Annotated in this window: 29 protein-coding genes; all 29 read right to left on the bottom strand. The window is 48.6% G+C overall.

The window, feature by feature from the left end:
- The gene (locus B9A14_RS06170) at window positions 1-672 is read right to left on the bottom strand and encodes a response regulator (RefSeq protein ID WP_157109792.1); all 672 of its coding nucleotides are present in this window, start codon (window positions 670-672) and stop codon (window positions 1-3) included.
- Entirely contained in the window at window positions 662-1492 is an 831-nt protein-coding gene (ylqF, locus tag B9A14_RS06165; protein ID WP_084664808.1) for a ribosome biogenesis GTPase YlqF, read from the bottom strand. The genes B9A14_RS06170 and ylqF overlap by 11 nt, the downstream gene beginning before the upstream one ends.
- Before the next feature lie 2 nt (window positions 1493-1494).
- Window positions 1495-2025, bottom strand: a complete 531-nt coding sequence (lepB, locus tag B9A14_RS06160) for a signal peptidase I (RefSeq protein WP_084667061.1) — start codon at window positions 2023-2025, stop codon at window positions 1495-1497.
- A gap of 61 nt (window positions 2026-2086) precedes the next feature.
- Window positions 2087-2428 (bottom strand): 50S ribosomal protein L19, encoded by a 342-nt coding sequence (gene rplS / locus B9A14_RS06155; protein WP_084664806.1) that lies wholly within the window; start codon window positions 2426-2428, stop codon window positions 2087-2089.
- 21 nt (window positions 2429-2449) lie between these two features.
- A complete protein-coding gene (gene trmD / locus B9A14_RS06150; RefSeq protein WP_084664804.1) occupies window positions 2450-3199 on the bottom strand; it encodes a tRNA (guanosine(37)-N1)-methyltransferase TrmD in 750 nt (249 codons plus the stop codon).
- Window positions 3200-3213: 14 nt separating this feature from the next.
- Window positions 3214-3726, bottom strand: a complete 513-nt coding sequence (rimM, locus tag B9A14_RS06145) for a ribosome maturation factor RimM (RefSeq protein WP_084664802.1) — start codon at window positions 3724-3726, stop codon at window positions 3214-3216.
- A gap of 4 nt (window positions 3727-3730) precedes the next feature.
- Entirely contained in the window at window positions 3731-3958 is a 228-nt protein-coding gene (locus tag B9A14_RS06140) for a KH domain-containing protein (RefSeq protein WP_084664800.1), read from the bottom strand.
- Window positions 3959-3980: 22 nt separating this feature from the next.
- Complete coding sequence (gene rpsP / locus B9A14_RS06135; RefSeq protein WP_084664798.1) at window positions 3981-4253, bottom strand: 30S ribosomal protein S16; 273 nt, start codon at window positions 4251-4253, stop codon at window positions 3981-3983.
- A 55-nt stretch (window positions 4254-4308) separates the two neighbouring features.
- Window positions 4309-5658, bottom strand: coding sequence for a signal recognition particle protein (gene ffh, locus B9A14_RS06130; RefSeq protein ID WP_084664796.1), 1350 nt, complete (start codon window positions 5656-5658; stop codon window positions 4309-4311).
- A complete protein-coding gene (gene ylxM / locus B9A14_RS06125) occupies window positions 5658-6050 on the bottom strand; it encodes a YlxM family DNA-binding protein (RefSeq protein WP_084664794.1) in 393 nt (130 codons plus the stop codon). The genes ffh and ylxM overlap by 1 nt, the downstream gene beginning before the upstream one ends.
- Before the next feature lie 72 nt (window positions 6051-6122).
- A complete protein-coding gene (locus tag B9A14_RS06120) occupies window positions 6123-7307 on the bottom strand; it encodes a DUF401 family protein (RefSeq protein ID WP_269456776.1) in 1185 nt (394 codons plus the stop codon).
- A gap of 182 nt (window positions 7308-7489) precedes the next feature.
- Window positions 7490-8518, bottom strand: a complete 1029-nt coding sequence (gene ltaE, locus B9A14_RS06115) for a low-specificity L-threonine aldolase (RefSeq protein ID WP_172839055.1) — start codon at window positions 8516-8518, stop codon at window positions 7490-7492.
- Window positions 8519-9417: 899 nt separating this feature from the next.
- Entirely contained in the window at window positions 9418-10314 is an 897-nt protein-coding gene (locus B9A14_RS06110) for a bifunctional enoyl-CoA hydratase/phosphate acetyltransferase (protein WP_084664790.1), read from the bottom strand.
- Window positions 10315-10787: 473 nt separating this feature from the next.
- Window positions 10788-11936: a pyridoxal phosphate-dependent aminotransferase gene (locus B9A14_RS06105; protein WP_084664788.1), complete on the bottom strand. Its 1149-nt coding sequence runs from the start codon at window positions 11934-11936 to the stop codon at window positions 10788-10790.
- A gap of 368 nt (window positions 11937-12304) precedes the next feature.
- Window positions 12305-12397 carry an AAA family ATPase gene (locus tag B9A14_RS18230; protein ID WP_422938467.1) on the bottom strand — a complete coding sequence of 31 codons (93 nt, stop codon included), beginning with the start codon at window positions 12395-12397 and terminating at the stop codon, window positions 12305-12307.
- Between the two features lie 54 nt (window positions 12398-12451).
- Window positions 12452-13576 (bottom strand): butyrate kinase, encoded by a 1125-nt coding sequence (gene buk / locus B9A14_RS06095; protein WP_084664784.1) that lies wholly within the window; start codon window positions 13574-13576, stop codon window positions 12452-12454.
- Window positions 13527-14087: a 2-oxoacid:ferredoxin oxidoreductase subunit gamma family protein gene (locus B9A14_RS06090; RefSeq protein WP_084664782.1), complete on the bottom strand. Its 561-nt coding sequence runs from the start codon at window positions 14085-14087 to the stop codon at window positions 13527-13529. Before B9A14_RS06090 ends, buk begins: the two co-directional genes overlap by 50 nt.
- On the bottom strand, window positions 14084-14836 hold the full coding sequence (locus tag B9A14_RS06085) for a thiamine pyrophosphate-dependent enzyme (protein WP_084664780.1): 753 nt from the start codon (window positions 14834-14836) through the stop codon (window positions 14084-14086). The genes B9A14_RS06090 and B9A14_RS06085 overlap by 4 nt, the downstream gene beginning before the upstream one ends.
- 9 nt (window positions 14837-14845) lie before the next feature.
- The gene (gene vorB / locus B9A14_RS06080; RefSeq protein WP_084664778.1) at window positions 14846-15913 is read right to left on the bottom strand and encodes a 3-methyl-2-oxobutanoate dehydrogenase subunit VorB; all 1068 of its coding nucleotides are present in this window, start codon (window positions 15911-15913) and stop codon (window positions 14846-14848) included.
- Between the two features lie 14 nt (window positions 15914-15927).
- Window positions 15928-16131, bottom strand: coding sequence for a 4Fe-4S binding protein (locus tag B9A14_RS06075; protein ID WP_084664776.1), 204 nt, complete (start codon window positions 16129-16131; stop codon window positions 15928-15930).
- A gap of 6 nt (window positions 16132-16137) precedes the next feature.
- The gene (locus B9A14_RS06070; RefSeq protein ID WP_084664774.1) at window positions 16138-17235 is read right to left on the bottom strand and encodes a Glu/Leu/Phe/Val dehydrogenase dimerization domain-containing protein; all 1098 of its coding nucleotides are present in this window, start codon (window positions 17233-17235) and stop codon (window positions 16138-16140) included.
- Between the two features lie 176 nt (window positions 17236-17411).
- Window positions 17412-18530, bottom strand: a complete 1119-nt coding sequence (gene ald / locus B9A14_RS06065) for an alanine dehydrogenase (protein ID WP_084664772.1) — start codon at window positions 18528-18530, stop codon at window positions 17412-17414.
- A 37-nt stretch (window positions 18531-18567) separates the two neighbouring features.
- On the bottom strand, window positions 18568-19719 hold the full coding sequence (locus B9A14_RS06060; RefSeq protein ID WP_197686570.1) for a uroporphyrinogen decarboxylase family protein: 1152 nt from the start codon (window positions 19717-19719) through the stop codon (window positions 18568-18570).
- Window positions 19720-19757: 38 nt separating this feature from the next.
- A complete protein-coding gene (locus B9A14_RS06055; protein ID WP_231967950.1) occupies window positions 19758-20759 on the bottom strand; it encodes an aminopeptidase in 1002 nt (333 codons plus the stop codon).
- Between the two features lie 34 nt (window positions 20760-20793).
- Window positions 20794-21063: a MoaD/ThiS family protein gene (locus B9A14_RS06050; RefSeq protein WP_084664770.1), complete on the bottom strand. Its 270-nt coding sequence runs from the start codon at window positions 21061-21063 to the stop codon at window positions 20794-20796.
- Window positions 21064-21083: 20 nt separating this feature from the next.
- On the bottom strand, window positions 21084-22211 hold the full coding sequence (locus B9A14_RS06045) for an S-methyl thiohydantoin desulfurase family protein (protein WP_084664768.1): 1128 nt from the start codon (window positions 22209-22211) through the stop codon (window positions 21084-21086).
- Between the two features lie 16 nt (window positions 22212-22227).
- The gene (locus tag B9A14_RS06040) at window positions 22228-24141 is read right to left on the bottom strand and encodes an aldehyde ferredoxin oxidoreductase family protein (RefSeq protein WP_172839054.1); all 1914 of its coding nucleotides are present in this window, start codon (window positions 24139-24141) and stop codon (window positions 22228-22230) included.
- On the bottom strand, window positions 24134-24562 hold the full coding sequence (locus B9A14_RS17690; RefSeq protein WP_084664764.1) for a 4Fe-4S dicluster domain-containing protein: 429 nt from the start codon (window positions 24560-24562) through the stop codon (window positions 24134-24136). The genes B9A14_RS06040 and B9A14_RS17690 overlap by 8 nt, the downstream gene beginning before the upstream one ends.
- Before the next feature lie 233 nt (window positions 24563-24795).
- Entirely contained in the window at window positions 24796-25542 is a 747-nt protein-coding gene (locus tag B9A14_RS06030; RefSeq protein WP_084664762.1) for a flavodoxin family protein, read from the bottom strand.
- Window positions 25543-25553 lie beyond the last annotated feature (11 nt).

The following is a 25553-nucleotide window of genomic DNA, read 5'->3' as shown; positions in this document are numbered from 1 at the left end:
CTATTCTAGGGTAGCATCAGTTAACCCATGTTTCAAGGCGTAAACCGCCGCTTGTGTACGATCTTGAACTCCAATTTTACGAAAGATGCGGGTTAAATGGTTCTTAACCGTTTTTTCACTAATATACAAGCGCCGGGCTATCTGTTTGTTAGATTCTCCCTTCACTACATAAGCTAAAATTTCCTTTTCCCTTCGGGTAAGGGATGTTCCCGGAGCCTTGGGGCCTTCGCAAGGGGATTCTGTAAGTAGGCGTAACATCTTTTTAGTTACCCCTGGATGGATGACAGGCACACCCTGGGCTACCTGCAAAATGGCCTCCACTAGTCCCTCTGCACTAATATCCTTTAGCAAATACCCGGCCGCGCCGGCCCTGAAAAGCTCCATTATGTACTCTTCTTCCTCGTGGATAGTAAGGGCTATAACCTCGGCCTGGGGAACTTCGCGGCGGATAACTCTGGTGGCCTCTAGCCCGTTTATCAAGGGCAGATTTATATCCATAAGGATGATACGGGGTTTAAGTTTCCGAGCCAGTTCTATAACCGTATGACCATCCGCAGCCTCGCCCACAACCACTATGCGAGGCTCAAGAGAAAGGATCTTCCTTATCCCTTCCCGGACTAAAGGATGATCATCGGCAATCAAAACAGCTATTTTCCCCTCCTCAGCCGGCACTTTCCTCCCCGCTCCCTCCGAAAAAGCTTATATCTATAGGCGGCCACTCCAAGGTAAACTTCCCCAGATCTCCTCGCCGAAACTCCTGAATAAAAACGCGCGCAGCTTTCTCTCGGTCCACCTCGCCCCCAGGCTTTAAAAAACCTCGCTCTCTTCCAACTTTATCCAGAATCTCCTCACAGTCCTCCTGAGTTCGCCAACCTTGCTCCTGCAAAGTGCAAATTAACTCTGCTGCTACTTCTTCTGGAGAAACCTTCCATTCAGGAATACAGCCTAAAGCATGGAGGAGAAGGGTTGTCCTTTCTTGTCTCATGGAAATACCCAAGATTCCAGGGGTATCTAGCACTTCCCATTCCTTAAGCTGCCGTACCCACTGGGGACCCCGGGTTATACCTGGCCGGTCACCAGTACGCGCCACTGCTCGACCCACCAGTCGGTTTAGCAAAGAGGATTTCCCTACATTAGGAATACCTACCACCATTACCCGCAAAGGTGAGCTTAAGATACCTCGCTGGCTAAGTCTCTCTTTCTTGGCGGTTGCTAACTTCCGAAGAAGATACTTAAGTTTAGCTAAACCTTCCCCTGTTTGGGAATTCATCTCCACAGCTAGCTGTCCCTGCGCTCTATAAAAGTTTAACCATCGCCTAGTGGCGGTAAAATCGGCGAGATCAGCTTTATTTAAGACCAGTATAGTTTCCTTACCCTTAAGCAAGCTTCCCAAATCAGGAGGACGGCTGGAGGCAGGCAGACGAGCCTCCACCACTTCCAGGACCACGTCTACTACCTTTAGATAGCGCTTAATATCGGAGGAGGTAAGCATCTTCACTTAATAAACCCTAAGCGATTTAAAGGCCAGAAAATGAATACAGCTTTTCCAATAATGAGCTTGCGCTCTAATGGCCCCCATACCCGGCTATCAGCGCTTATATTGCGGTTGTCACCCATCATAAAGTAAGTATTGGGGGGAACCTTAATGGGCCCAAAATCGTTGTATACCACACCCGGAGGTACATAGCTTTCCTCAAGGGCCTGACCGTTCACATAAATCCTGTTTTGCCGGGCCTCAATAGTATCGCCACCTACAGCAATTACCCGTTTAATGTAATCCCGGCTAGGATCCAAGGGGTAACGGAATACTAATACATCTCCCCTCTGTGGCTCACCGAAGCGATAAGCTAACCGGTTGACTAGGATCCGATCCCCAGGGTAAAGGGTCGGCTCCATGGACCGGGAGGGAATATAAAAAGGGGTTATTAAAAAGGTCCGAATTATGAAAGCTAATATACCCGCCGTTATGAGGGCCTGTAAAACCTCGGTTAAAAAACCCCCCCTCTTCTCTTCTACCACGCTCATCCCCGCCACCTCTTCAAAACCAAACAAGGGGCTGCGCCTTCAACCCCTTGTTCCTATACAGCTATTTTTCATCCCTTATGCGGGCTGCCTTTCCCTTACGTTGCCGCAGGTAATAAAGTTTAGCCCTGCGTACATCTCCTCGCCGTACGACCTCGATCCGTTCGATACGAGGGGAATGCAAAAGGAAAATCCTTTCTACTGCCACGCCATAGGATATACGACGTACAGTAAAGGTTTCCTGGGATCCTTTCCCCCTGCGACCGATAACCACTCCTTCGAATACCTGAGTACGTTCGCGATTGCCTTCAATAACTTTTACGTACACCCGCACCGTATCCCCAGGTTTAAAAGAGGGGATATCCTGGCGCATCTGCTCCTGTTCCACACTTTCCAAGAGGTTCATTTCCTTTGCCCCCCTTCCGTATTATAGCATTCCTTGATTCTCTTTTACAATCTCCTCTAGCAACCGGCGATCTTCTTCAGTTAAAGAAACCTTCTTTAAAAGGTCCGGCCTCTTTAGCCAAGTCCGCTCTAAAGCCTTTTTACGGCGCCAGACACGTATTTTTTCGTGGTCACCTGAAAGGAGGATCTCAGGAACTTCTAAGCCCCGAAAAGAACGGGGACGGGTATACTGCGGATATTCTAAAATACCCCAGGCGAAGGAATCTTCCCGGGGCCCGTCCTCAGCCCCCACTGCTCCAGGTAAAAGGCGGGTTATAGCATCTATCAAAACCATGGCTGGTAGCTCTCCACCCGTAAGGATATAATCACCTATCGATATTTCCCGGGTGGCGAGATAAGCCCGTATCCTTTCGTCTACTCCCTCGTAATGGCCACAGATAAGGATAAGCCATTCTTCCTGGGCTAGTTCCTGGGCCATGGCTTGATTAAACACTTCTCCCTGGGGAGATAAAAGGATTATCGGGGGTTTCTTCCCAGCTCCCCCTTGAAGCAGGGATTCCACCGCCAGGAAAACCGGTTCTGGCCGGAGGATCATCCCTGGTCCTCCGCCATAAGGATAATCATCTACTGTACGATGCTTATCCAAAGAAAAATCCCGTATATCTACTAAATTAACTTGCAACAACCCTTTCTCCCGCGCTCGTTTAACAATGCTTTCATCCAGGGGGCCTGTAAACATACGGGGGAAAATAGTAAGTACATCCACCCGCACTCCGGCCTTCCCCCTTAATCCAGAAGCCCAGGAAGGAGTTTAACTTTTATGGTTTTGTTAGCAACATCTATCTCTTTTACTACTTCCTTTAAGGCAGGAAGCAAAACTTCCTTCCCCTCCAAGGTAACTACCACAAATACATCATTAGCCCCTGTCTTCTGCACATCCTTAAGGCTACCTAGAAACTCTCCCTCTTCTGTAAACACCCGGCAATCGACAAGCTGAAAGACATAATACCGGCCGGGCGGTAAAGGCTCTACTTCCCAGGGATCGACCTCCAAAATAGTGTTCCGCAATCTTTCTGCTTCTGTCATATCGGGTATCTCAGCAAACTTAAGGATAAGATGCCGGCCGTGGGGACGGGAACTAGTCACCGTTACCCGCCGGTAGCCTTGCGCGGAACGTAACCATAACCTGGTACCCGGCCGGAAGCGCTGGGGGAAGTCTGTCCACGGCCAAATCTTAACCTCACCACGGTGGCCGTGGGTAGTTAATATTTTCCCTACTGCTATACGTTTTGTATCCATAGGGCTAGATAATCTCCACCACTACCCGTTTACCCTCCCGGGCAGCCGCTGCCTTTACTACAGTGCGGATAGCCCGGGCAATCCGGCCTTGTTTGCCTATAACCTTACCCATATCCGAGGGCGCCACCCTCAACTCTAGAATCACCGATTTTTCTCCTTCGATCTGGGTCACGCTTACCTGATCTGGATTGTCCACCAGAGCCTTGGCCAAAGTTTCTACTAGTTCCTTCACTGTTACACCTCCCCTTCGTTAACTACTTGGCCTGTTTGGAAGCTATGAATTTCTGCCACACCCCTGCCTTCTCCAGAAGTGCTCGGGCTGTCTCTGAAGGCTGGGCTCCCACTTTGAGCCACCGGAGAGCCTTCTCTTCATCCACTTCTATTTCCTCAGGCTGGCGCACAGGGTTATAGTATCCCAGCTCTTCTATCACCCGGCCATCCCGCGGAGAACGCGCATCAGCCACTACCAACCGGTAAAAGGGGGACTTCTTGGCGCCCATCCTCTTAAGCCTTATCCGGGTGGCCACTCCTCCTTTTCACCTCCTACTCTTAATTTTTTGCTTAAGCTTTTTTGCGCCGCATTTAGCTTAAAAAGGGGAAAAACCCCTTCCCTTTAGTTTTTTTACCCGAACTTAGCTCGCTCAAGCGCTCCATTAGCTTCTGGGCTTCGCTAAACTGGCGGAGCAGCCGGTTTACAGCTTGTACGCTGGTTCCGCTCCCCGCGGCGATACGCCTTTTACGGCTACCATTAATGATGGTAGGGTTACGCCGCTCCTCCGGGGTCATAGATTGAATTATGGCCTCCATATGGAGGAGCTCGCGCTCATCAACTTGGAGGCCCTTTAACTGCTTGAAGGGCCCGCTCCCTGGAAACAAACTTAAAAGCTCATCCAGGGATCCCATCTTTTTTATTTGTTTTAATTGCTCCAGGAAATCTTCCAGGGTAAAATCCTTTTGCCGAAGTTTCCGCTGGAACTCCCGGGCCTGGGCCTGGTCGAAGGCAGCCTGGGCCCTCTCAATTATAGTTAAAACATCCCCCATGCCCAGGATCCTGGCCGCTATGCGGTCAGGGTGAAAGGCCTCTAAGGCCTCCACCTTTTCCCCTACACCAATAAATTTTATAGGACAACCGGTTACGGCGCGCACTGAAAGGGCCGCACCGCCCCGGGTATCGCCATCCAGCTTAGTTAAAATAACCCCTGTTAACCCGACCTGCTGGTGGAAGGTCTCCGCCACTTTCACTGCATCCTGCCCGGTCATGGCATCCAAGACCAACAATACCTCATGGGGCTGAATGGTTCCCTTTATAGCCCTAAGTTCATCCATCATCTCTTCATCGATATGCAAACGCCCCGCCGTATCCACTATTACCGGGTCATAACCAGATTTTACTGCCTGTTCTAGGCTCAAGCGGGTAATATCTACCGGGCTGCATCCTTCCTCCAGGCTAAAAACAGGAAGCTGGCACTGCTGGCCCAGGATTTTTAGCTGTTCCACCGCGGCCGGACGGTAAACATCCGCAGCTACAAGCAAGGGGCGCCGCCCCTGTTTCTGGCAAAAATAAGCTAGCTTCGCAGCCGTAGTAGTCTTCCCCGAACCTTGAAGACCGGCCAGCACGATGACTGTGGGCGGGCGGCTCGCCCAATTGATCTTGCTCTCGTGACTGCCCATCAAATTCGCCAACTCTTCATATACTATCTTTACCACTTGCTGGCCTGGTGTAAGGCTTTCGAGGACTTCCTGGCCTACAGCACGCTCCTTAACTTTGCTTAAGAACTCCTTTACTACCTTAAAATTAACATCGGCTTCGAGGAGGGCCAACCTTATTTCCCTTAAAGCCTCGTTGACCTCCGCTTCGCTTAGCTTACCTTTACTTTTGAGTTTCCGCAAAGTATTTTGGAGCTTTTCTGCAAGGGATCCAAAAAGCACCATCATGATCCCTCCCCTTGTTCCTGGGTACCTCCACCTGCTGGCCATCCAAGGAGCTGGTCTAGCAATTCTAGAGCCTTATCGAAGTTTTCCCAGGATCCTTTCTGGCGGAAGTTATGTAGCTCGCGTCTTATTTCTTCTAGCTTTTCCCTTTCCCGTAAGTATCTTTCTAGGTAGCCCAGGCGGGCTTCATAATCTTCTAGAGCTTTCTCGGCACGTTGCAAACCATCGTGAACAGCCTGACGACTGACACGGCATTCTGCGGCGATTTCCCCTAAAGAGAGATCATGATGGTAATGTAGCTCGAGCCACTGGCGCTGCTTAGGAGTAAGCAGGGGCCCATAAAAATCATACAGCCGGCCTATGCGCGTCATACGATCCAAGGCATTGCCCATCGGTTTAAAATTATACCCTCTCTTGGTGGGGCCGTCAAGGTTAGAGCTTTGACAGAGTGATATCAGTTTCAGCTATATACGGAACAAATATCCAAGCAGGGCGATAGTCATCAAAGCTATCTCGGGACCCACTAACAGGCGGAATACTTTGCGTACATCGGCTTTAAAAAAGTCCACCGTCAACACCAGGCATAGATGCAGAGGGCTTAACATGGTACCTGTAAATCCCGCAATAAAGACGAACACTACTAAAGGCAAGCCCAGTTGGTCACCCATACTGGCTGTAATAAGGGGAAAGGTAATGCCCACAAAGGCGGCCATAAGCCCTGTCAGCATGCCTACTAGGAAACTTAAGAAACCGAAAACTAAAAACCCGGGTACTGGTAGTCTTCCCAGTAAAGGCGGCAGACTCTCTACTGCCTTTGTATCCACCAGCACCTGTTTAAAAACCATGATGCCCCATACCAATACAAGGGTTTTAACCGTAATAGCTTCCCTGCACAGGTGCCACAATTTTGAAGGATTATAACGGTGGCGTATCAAAAGAACGGCCACTACTGTTCCTACGGCCAGCCCCACTTCAATTTGGGCGATTAAACTTAAGGCCAATACCACCAAGATGGGCAGAGTACCGGTGAAGAATTCTTTTGCCCTTATTAACCGTTCTCCAGGCCCCTCTTCTTCTTCCTTTAGGGGTGGTAACCGCCATAGTATAGGTAACCCCAGGAGGACCACTAGAAGTCCGTAAGGAGCTAAAGCTGTAATTAAATGGGGTAGCGGCAGACCGCTCAGGCGAGAGGCTAACAAAACCCCGGGGTACAGTGGCAGGAAGTATTCCCAGATGTGGCGGTAGTAGTAATTGACAAAACTTTTCTCTTCAGCCGCAATACCACCGCTGGCTGCCGCCTGCCCTACTAAAGGAGCCGAAAAAATAGCCCCGCCTGCTGAGGGCATAAGACCGATAAAAGCTGGTATAAGGGCCATTATCACTCTACGGTCCTGGAAAAGTCCCCTTAGCCCTTTTAACATCTTCTCAAGATAACCTTCTTTCCCCAGAAGATGCTCCAAAAGCATAATGGAAGTTAAAATGGCGAGCAGTTCGATAGTAGCCGGATTTTGAGTAGCTCGCCAAACCATACCTAGAAAGGCCCCCGGGCTCGTACGGTAAAGGATAGCCAGGAGGACAGAACCGCCTAACATTACTGGCCCTAAAGGAGCCCGCCGCATAAGAAGCACCATAATTAATATAAATACCACTAACAGTTTTAGCCCTTCCAACGGCTCTCCCTTCTTTTACTACCTAAATCGTTTTTATCCGTTGGATACCTGCAGTTTCTTATAATACCACAAAAATCGCCGGGCCAGTTAAAATTTCTGTTCCTTCGCCATCACAAAAAAATTGCGCTCTAGCTGGAGGCGCTCCCTGCGATACAGAGTTATTAAGGTACAAAAATTTGTTTGACTATGGATATGACTAGTTCAATATCCTCCCTGGAAACATCTTTATGAGTAACAAAGCGGACTGTGTTTGGCCCCATGACACTGCATCTCACACCCTTAAAGTATAGCTTTTGGGCAAACTCAGCAGCCGTCCACTGGCCTTTAACCTCTACGACTACTATATTGGTTTGGACTTTGCTTAAATCTACCAGTAGCTGGGGAAGTCCAACTAATTCTTCCGCCAGACGGCGAGCGTTGGCATGATCTTCTGCCAGCCGGGAAATATTCTGGAGGGCTACCAGGCCCGCCGCAGCCAATATACCAGCCTGCCGCCAGCCCCCACCCAACGCCTTGCGGTAACGTTTTGCCCTTTCAATAAAATCCCGGGAACCGGCGAGGATGGAACCTACTGGCGCGCCCAACCCCTTGGAGAGGGAAAACATTACGCTATCGCAAAACCTAGTAAATTCGCGCACATTGCAACCTGCTGCCACACTAGCATTAAATATTCTCGCACCATCCAAGTGTACGGTTAAATTTCGGTCCTTTGCCAATTCATATATTTCCTTCATTATACCTTGAGAAATAACTACCCCGCCGCCCCGGTTAAAAGTATTTTCCAGACAAACAAGGCTAGTAGGAGGAAAGTGAATATCCGGGGGACGAAAAGCTTGGCGCAGAACTTCTGGCCCACGTTCAGATAGCAACCCGGCGACGGGCTTTAGCTGCACCCCTCCCAACATGGCTGGAGACCCTACCTCATAGTAATAAATGTGCGATTCTTCATCGAGAATAACTTCCTGCCCACGTTCCGTATGGGTCAGAATGGCAACTTGGTTGGCCATCGTACCACTGGGTAGAAAAAGGGCGGCCTCCTTGCCAACTAGTTCGGCTGCTACTTCTTGTAACCTGTTTACGGTAGGGTCTTCCCCATAAACGTCATCACCTACCTCAGCTTCGGCCATGGCTAGCCGCATTTCCTTAGTGGGGACAGTAACTGTATCACTGCGCAAATCTATGATTCTCACCTTTCTTGCCTCCTGGTATGATAGTTAATTCCACTGTTTACCGTTTCGTCCTTGAAAAGTAGATAGCGAAAAAAGGTTTTGGGGGTTCCCAACAGAAACTATGTGTGAAGATGGTTTCAGGGCTATACCATTGCCCCTAGCACTTACAGTGCTAGATAAAGAGTGCGGCCCCACTGCTGACGTATGTTATTATTCCCCTGGCTGTGCACCCAGCACTCTAAGCCCGGTTGCAGTAGCCGGCTTGTACATCGGTTAAAAGCTGTGACAGTGCTATGGTGTAAGGCCGCGCGATGAATCGCGACTGCTGGAACCCCCCAAATAAAGCTTCCCTGAGCCTATTCGGAAAGGATATTGAAAAGGCTATCTACTTATGACACGACAGGCCCGAATAACCCCTCTTGACTGTCCAGCTTTTGGGGAAAGTATCCACCACTGGCATTCTCGCGGAAATGTCTTACCTAGCACCAGTCAGGAGGGGTTCTGGGGAAGAAATAGTTTCTTTGACCAAAACCAATACTTATCTACCCTCTTCAGTATTACCTCATAAAAGCTGCCAACAGCGTCAGTATACACACCGCTGAGTAAAAACAGCCGTGGAAAGAACTATCACGAAGGTAAAAAACACCATCCATTGGTTGGCTCACACTCGGAAATTACCAAGCTGACATCGTTGCAGAAATGTGGATTTGGCTCCCCCTACCGCAGTTTTTTGACAATATTAGCTTGCTGAACAGTAATCCTAGACAGCAGGCGCCTCATACTTTCTTGCCTTCCCGGCTCCCGGTAGCCATTTCCAACCAACAATCCAGGGAAACACCCCTTTCTGTCCCCCTTGTCTTCCCTCCCATGCTTCTTCCCCAATCAATTCCCAAATGCTCGAGTCTCAATGTCTTCAGCCTTTACCTTACCATCATCAAACCCAAAGCCAGTGAAAAGAGTTTGGTTTCGCAAGTATCTGACCTGGACGTCACAACAAGAGGAACCTTAGCACCCACCACTACTTGTGCAGTTTTAGCACGAGAAAGATGAATCAGGGCCTTAAGTAGGACATTCCCAACTTCAATATTCGGTACTATTAAGATATCCGCCACGCCAGCAACTGGGCTATCTATTCCCTTGTGCTTAGCAGCTTCGAGGGAAATAGCTAAGTCCAGCGCAAGGGGGCCATCCACAATAGCACCTCTTATTTGACCCCGTTCTGCCATCTTTGCAAGATTAGCAGCCTCTACTGTGGCTGGCATCTCCGGATTCACTGTCTCCACAGCCGCCAGGATAGCTACCTTGGGCAGACTAACCCCTATGGCTTGAGCAACTTCAATGGCATTTTGGATAATCTCAACCTTTCGGGTCAAATCAGGAGCAATATTTACGCCACTATCGCTGATGATAAGGAGGCGGTTCATATCTGTTACCTGTAAAACAGCTACATGGCTTAAAGCCCGCCCGCTCCGCAACCCACTCTGTTTATCCAGTACAGCCTTCATCAGAGTTGCTGTATCTATCAAGCCCTTCATTAAAATATCAGCCTGAGCCGACCAGACCAGTTCTACAGCTCGATAGGCTATCCCTTCCGGATCTGTTTCATGCCACACCTGGTCTTTAGCCAGGTCAAGCCCCACCCTCTCAGCGCTGGACCTAATAAGCAAAGCATCGCCCACTAAGAGGGCTTTCGCCAAGCCCATTTCCTGTGCAGTCTTGATGGCCTGCAGAACTTCTTCGCCGTGGGCTGCAGCCACAACCACCTTCTTTGCCCCACGTCTCCGGGCTGCTTCTATCAGGTCCTCTAGGGTACGCATTCTCCCACCTCAATATTCTAAGGTTTTCCCTGCTTACCTGAAATGGCGGCGAGAGAATCTAATTTCTCTTCTCAAGGGAGGTCCAAAAAAATGTAAGGAGGAGTACCGGAATCATGCGCTATTTCATCCACCTAGAGAGCCACCCAGGTTGGAGGTGTGTTATCCTCGAAAAATCTCTACGCATTTCTTACGCCATTTTGCTCGTTACTCTATAAATCCCGCCTGATAAAAGGGGTACAGCAGGCTGCCCCGGCCAACTACACCGCAAAGGAGGAAAGTGAAAATCTTTGCGATTTAAGAGAGTTTTTCTCTCTATGGAAGACCCACTAGTCCTTACTGTTTTCCCAACGCACCAGTTCTTCCACTGTATGGGCTAGGTAATTTGCGTCCAAATAGGTTGCTGATGCGATACAGGGCAATCTTAATGTAAATCCCTGAATTGGTAATTGCTAAGCACTACTAATCTAAAAGCCTTACCTAACTCTTTTACTAAGCATGAGCCCTAACCGACTCAACCCTTCACGGATAGCTTCCTGAGGTGAAGCAAGTGAAATTCTAACATGTCGTTTGCCCGAAGGTCCAAAGGTGACTCCAGGTGCTACGGCCACCTTTTGTTCCATCAATAGCGCTTTGGCAAATTCCATGGAATCCTCGCAGTTCACCTCAATCCACATATAGAAGGCTCCTTGCGGCATATGGTAGTTAATGCCAAGATCATCAAGTACTTGACAAGCAATTTTCAAGTTTTCGTGGTAGGCCTTCCGCATGGCTTCAACACAATCCTGGGGCCCCGTAATAGCTGCTTCTGCAGCCTTCTGGGAAACAGAGGCAGCACTAGATACGTAAACTTCCTGTAGCTTGGCGATTTCCTTTGCCACGGGTTCAGCAGCTACAGCATAGCCTATTCTCCACCCTGTCATGGCATAAGTCTTAGAGAAGCTGAAGACCGCTACTACTCTGCCATCAGTATCAAAGGAAAGGGCGCTGGCATGTGTTCCTTCAAATATGATTTTCTCATAAACTTCATCTGAAATAATATAAAGGTCATGCCGCCGGGCAAAGGCCACTAAATCTCTCATTACAGCCTCAGGAAACACTGTTCCGAGGGGATTGGAAGGTGAATTGATTATCAGCACTTTGGTTTTCGGAGTTACAACCTTTTCTAGATCCTCTATACTCGGAACAAATCCCTTTAGCTGATCCAGCTGATAGCGTCGAGGTACGGCACCAGCGCACTTCACAGTCATTTCATAATTTGGCCAGCCAGGATCGGGTATTAAAACCTCGTCGCCCAGGTCTATCAGAGCTCGCACAGCGCTAGATATTGCCCCAATCCCTCCTACAGTCACTACTATGTTCTCAGGTGTCAGCTTTAAGTGGTAGTCTTCGTTCAAGCGCTGCGCTATAACCTTCCGGACAGACATGAGGCCAGCGTTGGGTGTGTATTTGGTAAAACCGACCCTTGCTGCTTCAGATGCTGCCTCTATTATGTGAGGTGGTGTACTGAAAAGCGGTTCACCTATTTCTAGATGGATGACATCCTGCATGCTGGCGGCCAGATCTCCTATTTCCCTGATTCCAGACCTTCTCAAGCCTGTTACTAATTTGGAGAGTTCCCGCATGGTAATACAATACCTCCAACCTGCGTACCTACTCTAATATCCTGAAATTCCAAAAAGACCTGCAACCAGGTAATGCCCCTCACTGGTATTTTTATTAAGGGGTAACAGATGATAGTTCTCCTTGTCCAACGTTCCAATTATATAGAGTGCTAGACAGAGCAGATACCTTTTCAATATTGTAATAACTTACTGTTGTATAATACGCAACATAGTTGTTTTATTTGCATATAGTAATTCAATATCGGCTCAATAATTCCTGCTAACCTCTAAAATTTCTTGTAGCCCATAATGGTGGGACAAAACGGACAGAACGTTCTCCACCACTGGTAACCCAGCAAAGTCTGAAGGCTCCCGGATTGAAGAAATTACTACCTCGAGTGCCACTCTGATTCCTGACATATCGCTCTTATAGTGGAGGTTTTACCTGTTCCAGGTGGTCCCCACAGAAGAACAGGAACCATGGTCTGAACAGCTAGGGCAAGACTTTCTACTTTAGCCATTAGAATTGACCTCTCTCATTCATAAAGTTTGGGAGTTTCTTCGCCTCTCAGTACTCTAAGCGCTCCCTCCACTAGTGCTCTCAGTTCCTCCTCCCCAGGATAAACAAGTGTCTCAGCTATCCATTGAACCCGCTCAATAATACTAGCGGTAACTAATGTCGAATGTGCAATTCCACCAGTAAGCACAATATAGTCAACTTTCCCCGAGAGGGCACAAGACATACTTCCAATTTCTTTAGCAATTTGGTATGCCATTGCTTTCAGAATCAGCTCAGCTTCTCCGTCTCCAGATAGAGCTCTCTTTTCGACTTCTGAGATATCATTGGTGCCAAGGTATGCAACTAACCCGCCCTTACCCACGAGTCTCTGTTTTATCTCTTCCTTTGTAAACCTTCCACTGTAGCATAACTCGACTAACTTCAACACAGGAACACTTCCGGCCCGTTCCGGTGAAAAGGGGCCTTCTTCCAGCGCATTAGTAACATCAATAAAACGTCCTGCCCTACTAGCTGCAACAGAAATACCCCCGCCTAAATGAGCGAGGATTAAATTGAGGTATTCTACGCTAGTATTCTTATCTTTAGCCACACGTCTGGCAACGGCCCTCAGATTTAACGCGTGAAATATACTTGTACGGGGCAGCTCTGGTACTCCGGAAAACCGAGCTATGGGCTCTAATTCGTCTACGCAAGGCGGATCGACAAAAAAGCAAGGAACACCATAGCGTTCAGCTATATCTTTGGCTACAAGAACAGCCACATTACTGATGTGATTTCCCTGAACTCCAACAATAGCGTCCTGAAGCACTCGTTCGTTAACCAGGTAAACTCCTCCCTCTACCGGTTTGAATAGTCCACCTCTAGCCACAACGGCAGACAGATTAGAAAGATCAACACCTGAAGTGGTAAGTAGTTCCCTCACATGCAGATAGCGGAAAATATGTTGCTCATTGATATTTTGCCCAACTTTAGCTAGCTCCTCGTAAGAATGTCTTTTAACTCCCTCATAAAGTGGAGTCTCATCCTCATATATGGCAATTTTTGTAGAAGTAGAGCCTAAATTTATTGCTACTATCCTGAAAGGCCCTTTTCTATACACCCACCACACCTCGCAGTTTATGTGCAAGCCTAATACCTTCATTTATTGCCCTTTCATTTACAGGTAGAAGGCTGTGATACCGCTGGGGGAGCTTTTCCTTGAGCGAGGAAATTACAGCTTTGGGGCTCACACATCCCGTCGCTCCAACCAGAGCTCCAAGGAATACCATGTTCGCTACCCGGGCCTCCCCGAGCCTGACAGCAATATCTGTTGCCGGTATTTCCATAAGGACCACATCTTTCCTTATATTCTGTGGAGCCAAGCCTTCGCTGAATATTAACAGGCCTCCGGAAACCACCAGGGGTGCAAACTTTTGTAATGCCGGTTCGCTCATGGCGATCACCACCGTGGGTTCGGCTACTACGGGGACACCTATGTCTTCCTCGTCAGTAAGAACTACAGAGCAATTCGCGGTTCCCCCGCGCATTTCAGGTCCATAAGACGGCATCCAACTAACGCGCTTCCCCTCTAACATACCCGCATAAGCTAAAATCTCCCCGATGAGCATTACACCCTGGCCCCCGAACCCGGCAATAATTATCTCCTGTCTCACTTAAGGGTTGCCCCCTCCGAGTTCTTAAATTCGCCCAAAGGGTAATAACGTATCATGTTGTCTTCCAGCCATTTTAAGGCCTCTACAGGCGATAAGCCCCAGTTGATGGGGCATGTAGACAACACCTCTACGAGGGAAAAACCGTCACCTTTGATCTGCGCTTCAAAGGCTTTTCTAATTGCACGTTTGGCTGTAATAACGCGCGCGGGAGCGCTTACTGCAACTCGAGCAATATAGGAAGGTCCGGTAAGGGTAGCGAGCATTTCACAGATCCTGATAGGATACCCGGCAGTCTGAGCCAAGCGTCCTTCTGGTGCAGTAGTGGCTTTCTGCCCCAGGAGGGTGGTCGGTGCCATTTGACCGCCTGTCATGCCATAAGTAGCGTTGTTTACAAAAATCACCGTAATGTTTTCTCCTCGTGCAGCTGCATGTACAATCTCTGAAAGCCCGATGGAGGCTAGGTCTCCATCGCCCTGGTAGGTAAAAACCACACGATCAGGCAATACTCTTTTAATCCCAGTGGCTACTGCAGGAGCTCGCCCGTGGGCTGCTTCCTGCATATCGACATTGAAGTATCTATGGGAAAGGACAGAACATCCGACCGCTGCTACCCCCACTGTCTTAGATTGAATCCCCAGTTCGTCGATCACCTCTGCTACTAAACGATGGATAATACCATGGGTGCAACCTGGGCAATAATGAGTTGGCACGTCTGTGAGGGCTTTAGGCCGACCAAACCTAACCTTCATATGAGTAAGCTATCCCTCCTGGATAAGCTTCTGAAGTGCAGCTATAATTTCTTTCGGTGTTGGGATCATACCACCGCCCCGGCCGTAAAAAGCAACTTTTCCACGACCATTAACTGCCAAGCGAACATCTTCCACCATTTGGCCATAGTTCATTTCTACTACCAAAAACTTAGTGATACCAGCCGCAAGAGCTTCTTCAAAAGCCTCGCTTGGAAAAGGCCATAGGGTAATAGGACGAATAAGTGCCACTCTCAAGCCCTGCTGCTTCGTTACCTCAACTATACGCCGACATATGCGTGATGCAGTTCCATAGGCTACCAAGGCTACCTGCGCATCCGCTAATCCTACTGCTTCCCACCGCTTTTCTTTCTGGCAGATTTCAGCATACTTGCGTTGCAATCGCAAATTCAACCCTTCTAATGCTTCTGGCTCTAGATACAAAGTGTAAATAACGTTTCGAGGTCTGTTTCCCTCCCATCCCGTCGTTGCCCAGGGCTTGAAATCGCTCGTTTCCTGTGTTCCCGGGTCTTTTAGCCTGACTGGTTCCATAGCTTGCCCCAGAATAGCGTCGGCAAGTATCATTACAGGATTTCTGTACCTGTCAGCCAGCTCAAAAGCAGTAAATGTGATATCAACCATTTCCTGAATAGACGCTGGTGCCAGGACAATTACTCGGTAGTCCCCATGACCTCCACCCTTAGTTGCTTGAAAGTAGTCGCCCTGTGCTGCTTGAATGCCTCCGAGACCCGGCCCACCCCGAGCCATATTAGCGATCACTGCAGGCAGCTCAGCAGCAGCCAAATAAGAAATTCCTTCTTGCATAAGACTTATCCCCGGGCCTGAGGATGCCGTCATTGCCCGCGCGCCTGCACCTGCAGCCCCAAAGACCATGTTAATGGCTGCTAGTTCACTTTCCGCCTGTACAAAGGAGCCCCCCACCTGGGGTAGCCGCCAAGCCATATACTCCAGTATTTCGTTTTGAGGCGTGATCGGATATCCGGCGAAGAAGCGGCATCCCGCAAGGATTGCCGCTTCCGCCAGTGCCTCGTTCCCTTTAACTAGCTGAAGACATTCCATAATAACGGAGCCCCCTACTCATATACCACTATAGCAGTGTCAGGGCACATAAGGGCGCAGAGGCCACAACTTGTACACTTCTCAGCGTCGCTGAGCATGGCCGGGTAAAACCCGCTGGTGTTTACCCGGCCATGATTAAGGGAAATTAGTCCTCGCGGACATGCTTGAACACAGAGACCGCAGCCTTTGCACCTTTCTTCTTCAAACTTAACCGGCAATTCTGCTCACCTTCTAAATCCAGACGAACTATACATAGAAGTCGCGTTAGGTAGATAAAAAGAATGTAGTTTTTTTATCCGCTCTAACCGTTCCTCGGCCACGCGATCGGCCGCCACATAAGTAGGTACTTTATCTTCTTCCGCTTTCTTAAGGACCCTAAGGACATTATCGTAGATCCGAGCGACCCGCCTTTTGGCTTTTTCTGGGTCATACCCCCGGAGTTCTTCTGCAATATTTATGACTCCACCCGCATTGATGATATAATCGGGTACATATACTATCCCCAGCGACTGAAGCATGGCACCATGCCGATCCTCTTTAAGCTGGTTATTGGCCGCGCCAGCTATAATCTTGCATTTTAACTTGGGAATAGTATCATCATTGAGCACCCCGCCTAAGGCATTAGGCGAGTAGATATCGCATTCTACGCTATAAATATCTTCGGGACTTACTGCTGTAGCGCCCAGTTCTTTTACGGCACGCTCTACATTCTCCTGGTATAGATCGGTAACTATAAGTTTTACGCCCTCTGCGGCCAAATATTGGCATAAGGCGTACCCTACATGGCCCAAGCCTTGAACAGCTACAATCTTCCCCTCTAAGGATTTGTTACCCCACACAAATAACGCAGCCGCTTTCATCCCCATATAAGTACCATAGGCCGTAAAAGGTGATGGATCCCCGCTTGACTCTGGTAAACCAGCTACATATTTGGTCTCGGCGCGGATATACTCCATATCCTCAACGCTTGTACCGACGTCTTCTGCAGTAATGTACCTGCCACCTAAGGTATCTACAAATCGACCAAAGGCCCGGAGCAACTCTTCGGTTTTGTCTTTTCTGGGATCACCAATTATGACAGCTTTACCGCCTCCCAAGTTAAGTCCTGCAGCTGCATTTTTGTACGTCATACCCCGGGCTAGACGCAGAACATCAAGGATAGCTTCATCTTCTGAGGCATATGGCCACATCCTGACACCGCCCAAGGCAGGACCTAACGTGGTATCATGGATGCATATTATCGCCTTAAGGGAGGTATCTTTGTCATGGCAAAGCACCAATTGTTCGTAGTCGTATTTTTGAAGATAGGCAAAGATTTCCATATTCCTCCGTCCCTCCTCCCGTATTTCGTTATGTCTTTCAGTCAGGGAGACCATCAAACACTCGGCGAGCTTGTTATGGTACCGTCCCTTTAGGTTTGGATAGAGCCTCGCAAGTTTAGATTGCTTCCCATCGGACTACCCTACCTTTCCGGTCAGGAGCGAAAAGTAGCCCAAAATTATGCCACAATATTTTGCAACGGGTAATAAGGTAGTCCAAAAGCTTCTGCTACTCCTGGACAGGTCACTTTGCCGTCTATAATATTAACGCCGTTGGCAAGACCTGGATTTTCCCTTATAGCTTTTAACCAGCCCTTATTAGCTAACTCTAACACGTAAGGTAAAGTTACATTAGTCAAGGCAAAGGTAGAAGTGCGAGGAACTGCACCGGGAATATTAGCTACAGAATAGTGGACTACGCCATGCTTTACATACGTCGGTTCTGCATGTGTAGTCACCCGGTCTACAGTCTCAATACATCCTCCCTGATCAATAGCCACATCTACGATAACGGAACCCGGCCTCATAGCCTCAACCATTTCTTCAGTCACTAGCTTGGGAGCTCTGGCACCAGGAATTAATACAGCCCCAATCAGGAGATCAGCATCTTGTACTGCCTCGGCGATGGTATAAGCATTGGACATTAAAGTCTGTATCCGTCCATAGAAAATATCATCAAGGTATCGTAGCCGATCAGGATTTATGTCCAAAATTGTTACTTGAGCGCCCATTCCCAAGGCAATCTTTGCTGCATTAGTCCCCACTACACCTCCGCCTATGATGGTAACTCTAGCGGGCGGTACCCCAGGTACTCCTCCTAGTAGCAGCCCTGCCCCCCCATTATGCTTCTCGAGCAACCGGGCCCCTATTTGCACGGACATTCTCCCGGCTACTTCACTCATGGGGGTCAGTAACGGCAAGGTACCATCGGGACCTGTGACTGTTTCATAAGCAATAGCGATTACTTTTTTGTCAATCAAACATTTTGTCAAGGCTTCTTCTGCAGCTAAGTGGAGATACGTAAATAAAATCTGTCCTTCCCGAAAAAGTTCATACTCTTGAGGTTGGGGTTCTTTTACCTTTACTATCATTTCAGCTTCCCTGTAAACCTCTTCCAAGGTATCTACCATTTCGGCCCCTGCCCGAGCATACTCTACATCGGGAATACCGCTGCCTTCCCCGGCCGATTTTTGAACTATAACTCTGTGTCCGGCTTTAGTTAACGCAGAAACACCTGCGGGGACCAACCCCACCCGGTTCTCATTAGTTTTTATTTCTTTGGGCACCCCAACAATCATTACACTGTAACCCCCTTAAATTTATCCTGCTATGAATCTACCTATATTTGCCATATTCCTCCCACGTCTCCCACATAGCCATATAGTTTTCAGGGGGCACATCAGGCTGGACATTATGCACAGGAGTAAAAATAAATCCTCCTCCTGGTGCCAGGTCATCTATTCTCCTTTTTACCTCATCCCTTACTTGTTGCGGTGTACCGTGGTTTAAGACGTTTTGAGTATCGACTCCACCACCCCAAAAAGTGAGCACATCTCCAAACTCTTTCTTAAGCTTTTTGGTATCCATATTAGCGGCACTAACTTGTACCGGGTTCAGAGCATCTATGCCAACTTCTATCAAGTCCGGGATAAGCTCATAAACGGCGCCGCACGAGTGGAAGCATATATACGCATTGGAATTCTTCTTAATGGTAGCAAATAATTCTTGCTGGCGCGGCTTAATAAATTTGCGGTAGGTCTCAGGTGAAATAATAAGTCCAAATTGAGAAGCAAAGTCATCAGCCTCTACAACTATATCAATAATGTCCCCTAACTCTTTCAGGGCCATCTCCCAGTATCTCATCTTAATTTCAACCGTTTTGTCTAGAATGGCGTTGGCCATTTTAGGGTCCCATACCAGGTCCACGAAGAATTGCTCATAACCCCGAAGCCAATAGGCCATTTCCAGAAAGCCGGCCGATACTCCAGCTAGACACAACGCAGCTCCAGTAGTATCGGCTAGCCGCTGGGCCTCCTCTTTTACCCCGCGCAGGCGGCTTCGATCAGCCGGATCGGGTACTCGATAATTTACCACCTCGTCTACGGTAGTAAAGCCGGCAAAAGGGTGGGTATCTAGATCAAAATAAAGTCCCCCATCTTTAGGCATTCTCCACCCAATTCCCCATTGATCCTTAAAGCGGATATACTCTTCGTCTTCCTTAAACTCGGGTTTCCACCCCTCAGGCAGTTTGGAAAAAACAGGTCTAAAATCCACCTTTAGCCGCTGGAGAACGTCCTCATGTACATCTGCTAATTGCTGGTGGATCTCTGCAATCCTAATCTCGTCCTTCTTAATACCCAAATAATCAAGTAGGTTCTTGTAAGCTATCCTGTGGATACCACTAGTTACTGTTCCCCCAAGATCAAATGGAACCCTATCTGGTTCCTGGTGCTGTAACGCCATTAGAACACGTTCCCGTGATTTCATGCTTTTCCTCCTTTCATAATAATAAGGTGTTTGGGGTTTCATATAGTAATCATTAATTGCCCTTCCACTATCACTAACCTTCCATCAATTTCCACAGAAGGGTTCAATATAACTCCATCTAAATGAATACCAGCTTCTACCTTTCCACCTAATGCCTTGTTATCCCCCAAACCTATATGCACAGTTCCCAAAACTTTCTCATCTTCCAAAATATTACCAGTTACCACTGCTTTCTCATTAGTCCCAATTCCTAACTCGGCTATATTACCTGACAGAGCCCCATACTTTTCTAACGTCTCCCTTAACCAATCTGCAGCCTTCCCCCCCTCTACTCCAGTAACGCGGCCCTCCTCAACCCTCAATCTCACAGGCTCTTCAAGCTTGCCCCAGCCCGCAAGGGAACCGTCCAGAACCACGATCCCCCGCGCCGACCCTTCTACAGGTGCAATACAGGCTTCACCTGCTGGCAAGTTGCTACAAGAACCTTTTTGCCACAGATCCCCCGTATCAACCACACCTTGTCGTCCGCCTAGGTCTAACGTTAGGTCTGTACCGTTCCGGGCAGTGAGGCGTAATGCTTGCCCCTTCCCGAGTAGGTCAGCGCAAATGTACGTAATTCTTTTCAACTTCTCATAATCCACATCCAAAGCTCGTTGCATAATTTCTTCAGTTATCATAGGCATACTAGCGATCCGCGCGCCAGCAGCACAGGCTTCTCTTCTTGCCCTGGTGTGGGTAAGAGATTTTACGGTCGGCAACAGGACAACATCTGAGGCTTTCATGGCCGCAGCCACACCTGCGGGAGGCTCGCAGCCATGTTCAGGCCGGGGCTCAAACCTCAGCAGAAGAACTTCCTGTACTCTTTCCCGAGCTGCCTCCCAAAAAGCGTTCGCTACCCTCGGTACACCACCATCTGTTACTACTAAGACGGTCTCTTCAGGTTTTACACGAAAACACTGCTCAAGTACCCACCCCGCGATAGCCACTAATTTCTTCTCGGGGTCTACTATTTTGTTGTCTAACATTGTGTTGTTTATCATTTTGAGCACCTCAAGCTATTGACGTTCAATAAGTTTACCCTCCTGCCAGGAAAGGAACAAAGACCACAGTGTCTCCGTCCTTAAGAACGGTCTCCAGTCCCTTTAAGGTATAAATGCTACGACCGTTCACTATTACCGCCATGGGTAAATTAGGCTGCCCCGCAGTTCCTGTTCTTGAACTCTCGCCACGGAGAATATCTATCAATTGGCCAACCGTGGTGTTAGGTTCAATTTCCATCTGCTCTGGAGTCATCTTAAACTTAGAAGCACTTCCGCCAACAAATTTCAGGGTGACCCTAATCACCAGTAACCTCCTTTCCAAGGTCAGGCATTATTGGTAAGGTCTTCAATCGGTATATAACCCAATTCTGGATAACCAAATCTGGCAGGCCCAAAGGCTCGGCGACCCTCAGGTGTTGCCATGGCCTCTCTGAGACGCTGGTGGCAGGGTACGCCCACCAGGACCATGGCTGTGCCTTCTATAATGTCAACACTCATGATCCCTTTGCCCGTTACAGGGTCTAACATGCATACCAGGTCAGGAAATACCGCCTTCAATTGCCCGTCTACCCACAGCACCATCGTTTCGTTCTTAATTACTAAGTCCGCCGTGGCGTTGCTATACTCTCCAGTACCCTTCAGCCACACATTAGTAAGGTAGAATCCGCCCTTATCTTCACCCTCTACCTTGTTTACCACGCCTTGAAAAAGCTTCCAACCTCCCAACGCCTTAGTTACTTCGGCGACAGGGTCACCACTCCCACTTCTTGCTTTTATTACTGCTCTCCCCAACTCCAGCGCCTTGCTAATGGTTCGAGGAACCACAGCCTCCTTAAGTTGAGCACCCGACATAGGGTAATGATTATTAGCCCCGAGGCCACCACCTTTGGTTACCATCCACCGTCCTACCTCATCCGCAAATACCGGATCAACTTGTTCGGTAACTATGATACAATTGCCGTGTGCATCCACTAGGGGCATCGGCGTAAGGGATATTCCATGACCGATAAAGCTTGTCATCTGTGTCTCTGGAGCCGAGCGACCTAAAGCGTCCCCGTCCACACATGCTACTCCTAACCTTGCAGCCAGGGATAGCATCACAGGAGTGTTAAGTCCGCCAACTTCAAAGGGGACCACGAAATCTACCTTCCGCCCCAGATATCTTTCCATAGCTCTTGTGGCTTCCAACAATTCAAATTTATTTTCCCAGCGCTCAAGCAGGCTTCTAATACTCCACTGTTCGAGCGTCTTGACCGAACCCATTATACCTCCGCAAACGACCAGAGCTTCATCGGATACCTCATCAGGATCTATCAGCACCAGCTCCCGGCCTCGGGCCAAGTCAGCTTCCAAAATAGCTCGACCCCATTGGGGATTGCCACCCCCTCCAGTTCCCAATATAGCCAAACCTTCCAGCAACGGCTCCACATCATTCGTAGTGATCTTATACATGACATCTGTACCTCCTCTAGCTGGGAATCTTACCTAGTTTTTCTAGTTCCTCAGCCACATCCTCTAACCCAAGCTCTAAAAGGGTTTCTTTCTTTGGCCAGCTTGTTTTTAAGTCCCAGTTGTGCAGAGTGTAATACTTATCAAGCATTTGGTTTAATTTTTCTTCCGTAAGCACCGTTGCTTCTGCGGGCAGATCTGGGGATCTTTCATTTAAGATACGCCAGGGGGCGCGGTCGTCTGCACGTGTAGCCCCTTCACGAACGTTGAAAGCTTTTTCAAGGTTAATGATCCTCCGCCCTGCCTTCATAATTTCTTCTTCCGTAATTTCTATTCCAGTAGCCGCACTAAATAGCCTAGCCATTCTATCTGGAGTAACACCGAAGAGTGCTGTTGTCGTAAAGGCACAGAAGCCCAGGCAATCAGTTACTGCATAGCAATCTTCGTGCCAACGGACAATTTCTGCTCTCTTTTCCACCAGATAAGGGTTAGCGTATTTTTCGTTGCCCGTAATGTCTGCAATTACCTTCCGCGCTTCCGGGCTTAAACCGAATTCCGCAAAGGTTTCTGTATGCAAGTGATCTGCTCCCCTGGGATTAACCGCAAAGGCCAGAGCATACGCCATTGCTGCCCGCGTATCCACCCGGGATTGTTCTAACCCCTTAACTTCTATGGCCCATTTCCAAGAGTCCTTTCCAACTTGTTCAGCCGCCCGCCGAACACCCTCAGCCAATAAATTCCCGAGACCACGACGGAAGGCGATTTGATTAACCAGCTCAATTACGGCTTCTCCGTTCCCCCAGGAAAGGTCAAGACCGCCTGTATCTTCTTTGGTTAGTACTCCGCGTTCGAAACATTCCATTGCCCATGCAATTACATTACCGACCGATATGGTATCTAAACCGTAGATATTACATAATTCGTTAGCCTTCAAGATGGCTTCAAGGTCAAATACGCCGCAACCGCAGCCTAATGAACCTAATGTTTCCAGTTCCGGACCTCCCGAATAAGTCCCAGCATATTCTCCTTTCTCTATTACCGTAAACCGGTGACAGCCAATAATACAGCTGTTACAACCTACCTTGCGTTTCAGGTAACCCTGTTCCACCAGAGCTAACCCGCTAATCTTTTCCATTTCCGGATGTGCTCCACCGCGAAAGTTGTATACAGCGAAGCACTTTAATTCGTTAAGCGGCAGAATAGAGCCAGAGGTACCGTAGGCGTGCAGACCTCCTATACCCGATTCCGCCAAAAGCCCGTCTACACATTCGCGCGCCACCTGCCAATACCTTTCGGGGTCTGCTAGGTAAATGGCTCCGCTCCCCTTAACCGCTACTGCTTTGAGTTTCTTAGATCCCATTACAGCTCCCACGCCGCCCCTAGCGCCAGCGTTATAAACGGAGCACATGATCCCTGCCATCTTGACCAGATTTTCACCGGCTTGGCCAATACAGGCAACTTCAACTTCCTCATCTCCTATTTCGTGCCTTATAGCTCTAGTAGTTTCACGTACATCTTTACCCCACAAGTGTCCTGCATCCCGGATTTCTACAGTAGTATCATTTATATAAAGATAAACAGGCTTATCGGCCGCTCCATGTATCACTAAATGGTCGTAACCCGCATACCTTAGTTCCGTTCCCCAGTGGCCTCCAACATTTACCTTCATGTACAGGTTGGTAGCCGGGCTCTTACACGTTATTGTGGTTCGCCCGCTTGATGGAGCTCCCGTACCGCTTAACTTGCCTGCTCCAAAAATAAGTACATTATCCTTACTTAGGGGCTCCACACCCGCTTTTAGCAGGTCCCACAACAGCCGGGCATTTATGCCGCGAGAACCCAGGTAGGCAGCCTCCCATTCCCTCGGTATCTCTTCCCGCCATATCCTTCCTTCGGTTAGGTCAACATGAAGTATAACTCCCCTTCTACTCATTTCCATCCAAACCTCCCTCAATCTCGTATCTGAGTGCCCCTGCTACTTGACACACTTTTATACACGCTGGTTCCCCATTACAAAGATCGCACTTATATGCGGTACCCAATTCCTCATCGATAAATAGTGCTCCATAGGGACACACATCCACACATTGACGGCAACCCGTGCATTCGCTACTGTTAAGCACAATCGCTCCTCTTGTATCTCTCCATAGGGCCCCGACAGGACACACGTCCACACAAGGAGCTTCCTCACAATGGCGGCAAATTAGGGGAAGAAACTCTTCATACTCATCGTTCTTTTTCACTTTTACCCGTGACCTCTTATAGCTTGGAGCCTTCTCATGAACAAGGGTGCACACCATCATACATGCCTTGCAACCGGTACAGTTCTCCGCAACAACTGTTATCTTACCCATAAGGTTAACCTCCTTGGTACGATAATAAGTGGCAGTGCCACCCCAGTCTAGTAACTGAACCCTTTTTCTTAAATGCAACAATATGGCTTGAACTTGCCCTTTATCCCGTCATTTAGCCATTTTAAGCCCCGGGGGAAAGCAAACCACCCGATTACGAATTCGCCGTCAAATTTCCAGTGCTCCTAAATTTTTCACTTATGCCCTCTTCCCAACCTTCCACCCCATTTTTTACTTTATTGACTAGTGACTTCTCCTCTTACCCGAGCCAGAAATGGAATATAAACTGGGTCAACTTCTAGCCGCTTAGCTTCTACCTTTCCTCCCGATTTAAGAATGATAGCCAGCTCTACTGCCCGCCGGGCAAGCGAAGCCGTCCCCCTTAAGGCAACCCGCATATCCAAACTACTTTCTTCACTTTTATCCGCCAGCACATTCCTGCCCACATCGTTATACGTCCATGCTCCGGCGCCAATGTATGTCTCCCACATATCACCGGTTACGGGAACGCAACCCATAACTAGGGCGTGATTTATAAGATCTGTCAAGGTATGCTCCTGGCCAGAGTATAAGTGTGCTCCTTGGGCTATCGCTCCAATCACCTTCAAACTTCTCGGTAATTTAGCCTCCCCTGGGAACAGGTTAGAATAACGTCCGAATAAACTGTTTCCTAGACGATCAATAAATGCTTTAAGCTGCGCGGGGATCCCCATGTGATACACAGGTACAGAGTAAATGATAACGTCTGCTTCTACCCACTTCTCCCTCAGCTCCTGGAAATCATCCTTGATAACGCATTCGCCCTGAAGCTCTCCGCACTTGAAACAGGAGATACATGGCGCAAACTTTTTCCCTCTTACCGAGTAAAGCTCCGTCTTTACCTCTTTCGGGGCTACCTCCCGCGCCGACTCCAAGGCCTTTTCCAATAGATAATAACTGTTACCTTTGCGCGGGCTACCGCATATACCCAGTACAAAGATCATACACACTGCCA

The sequence above is a fragment of the Thermanaeromonas toyohensis ToBE genome (genome assembly GCF_900176005.1).
GTDB lineage: Bacteria > Bacillota > DSM-521 > Neomoorellales > Neomoorellaceae > Thermanaeromonas > Thermanaeromonas toyohensis.
This window is presented reverse-complemented; position numbering and strand designations above follow the sequence as displayed.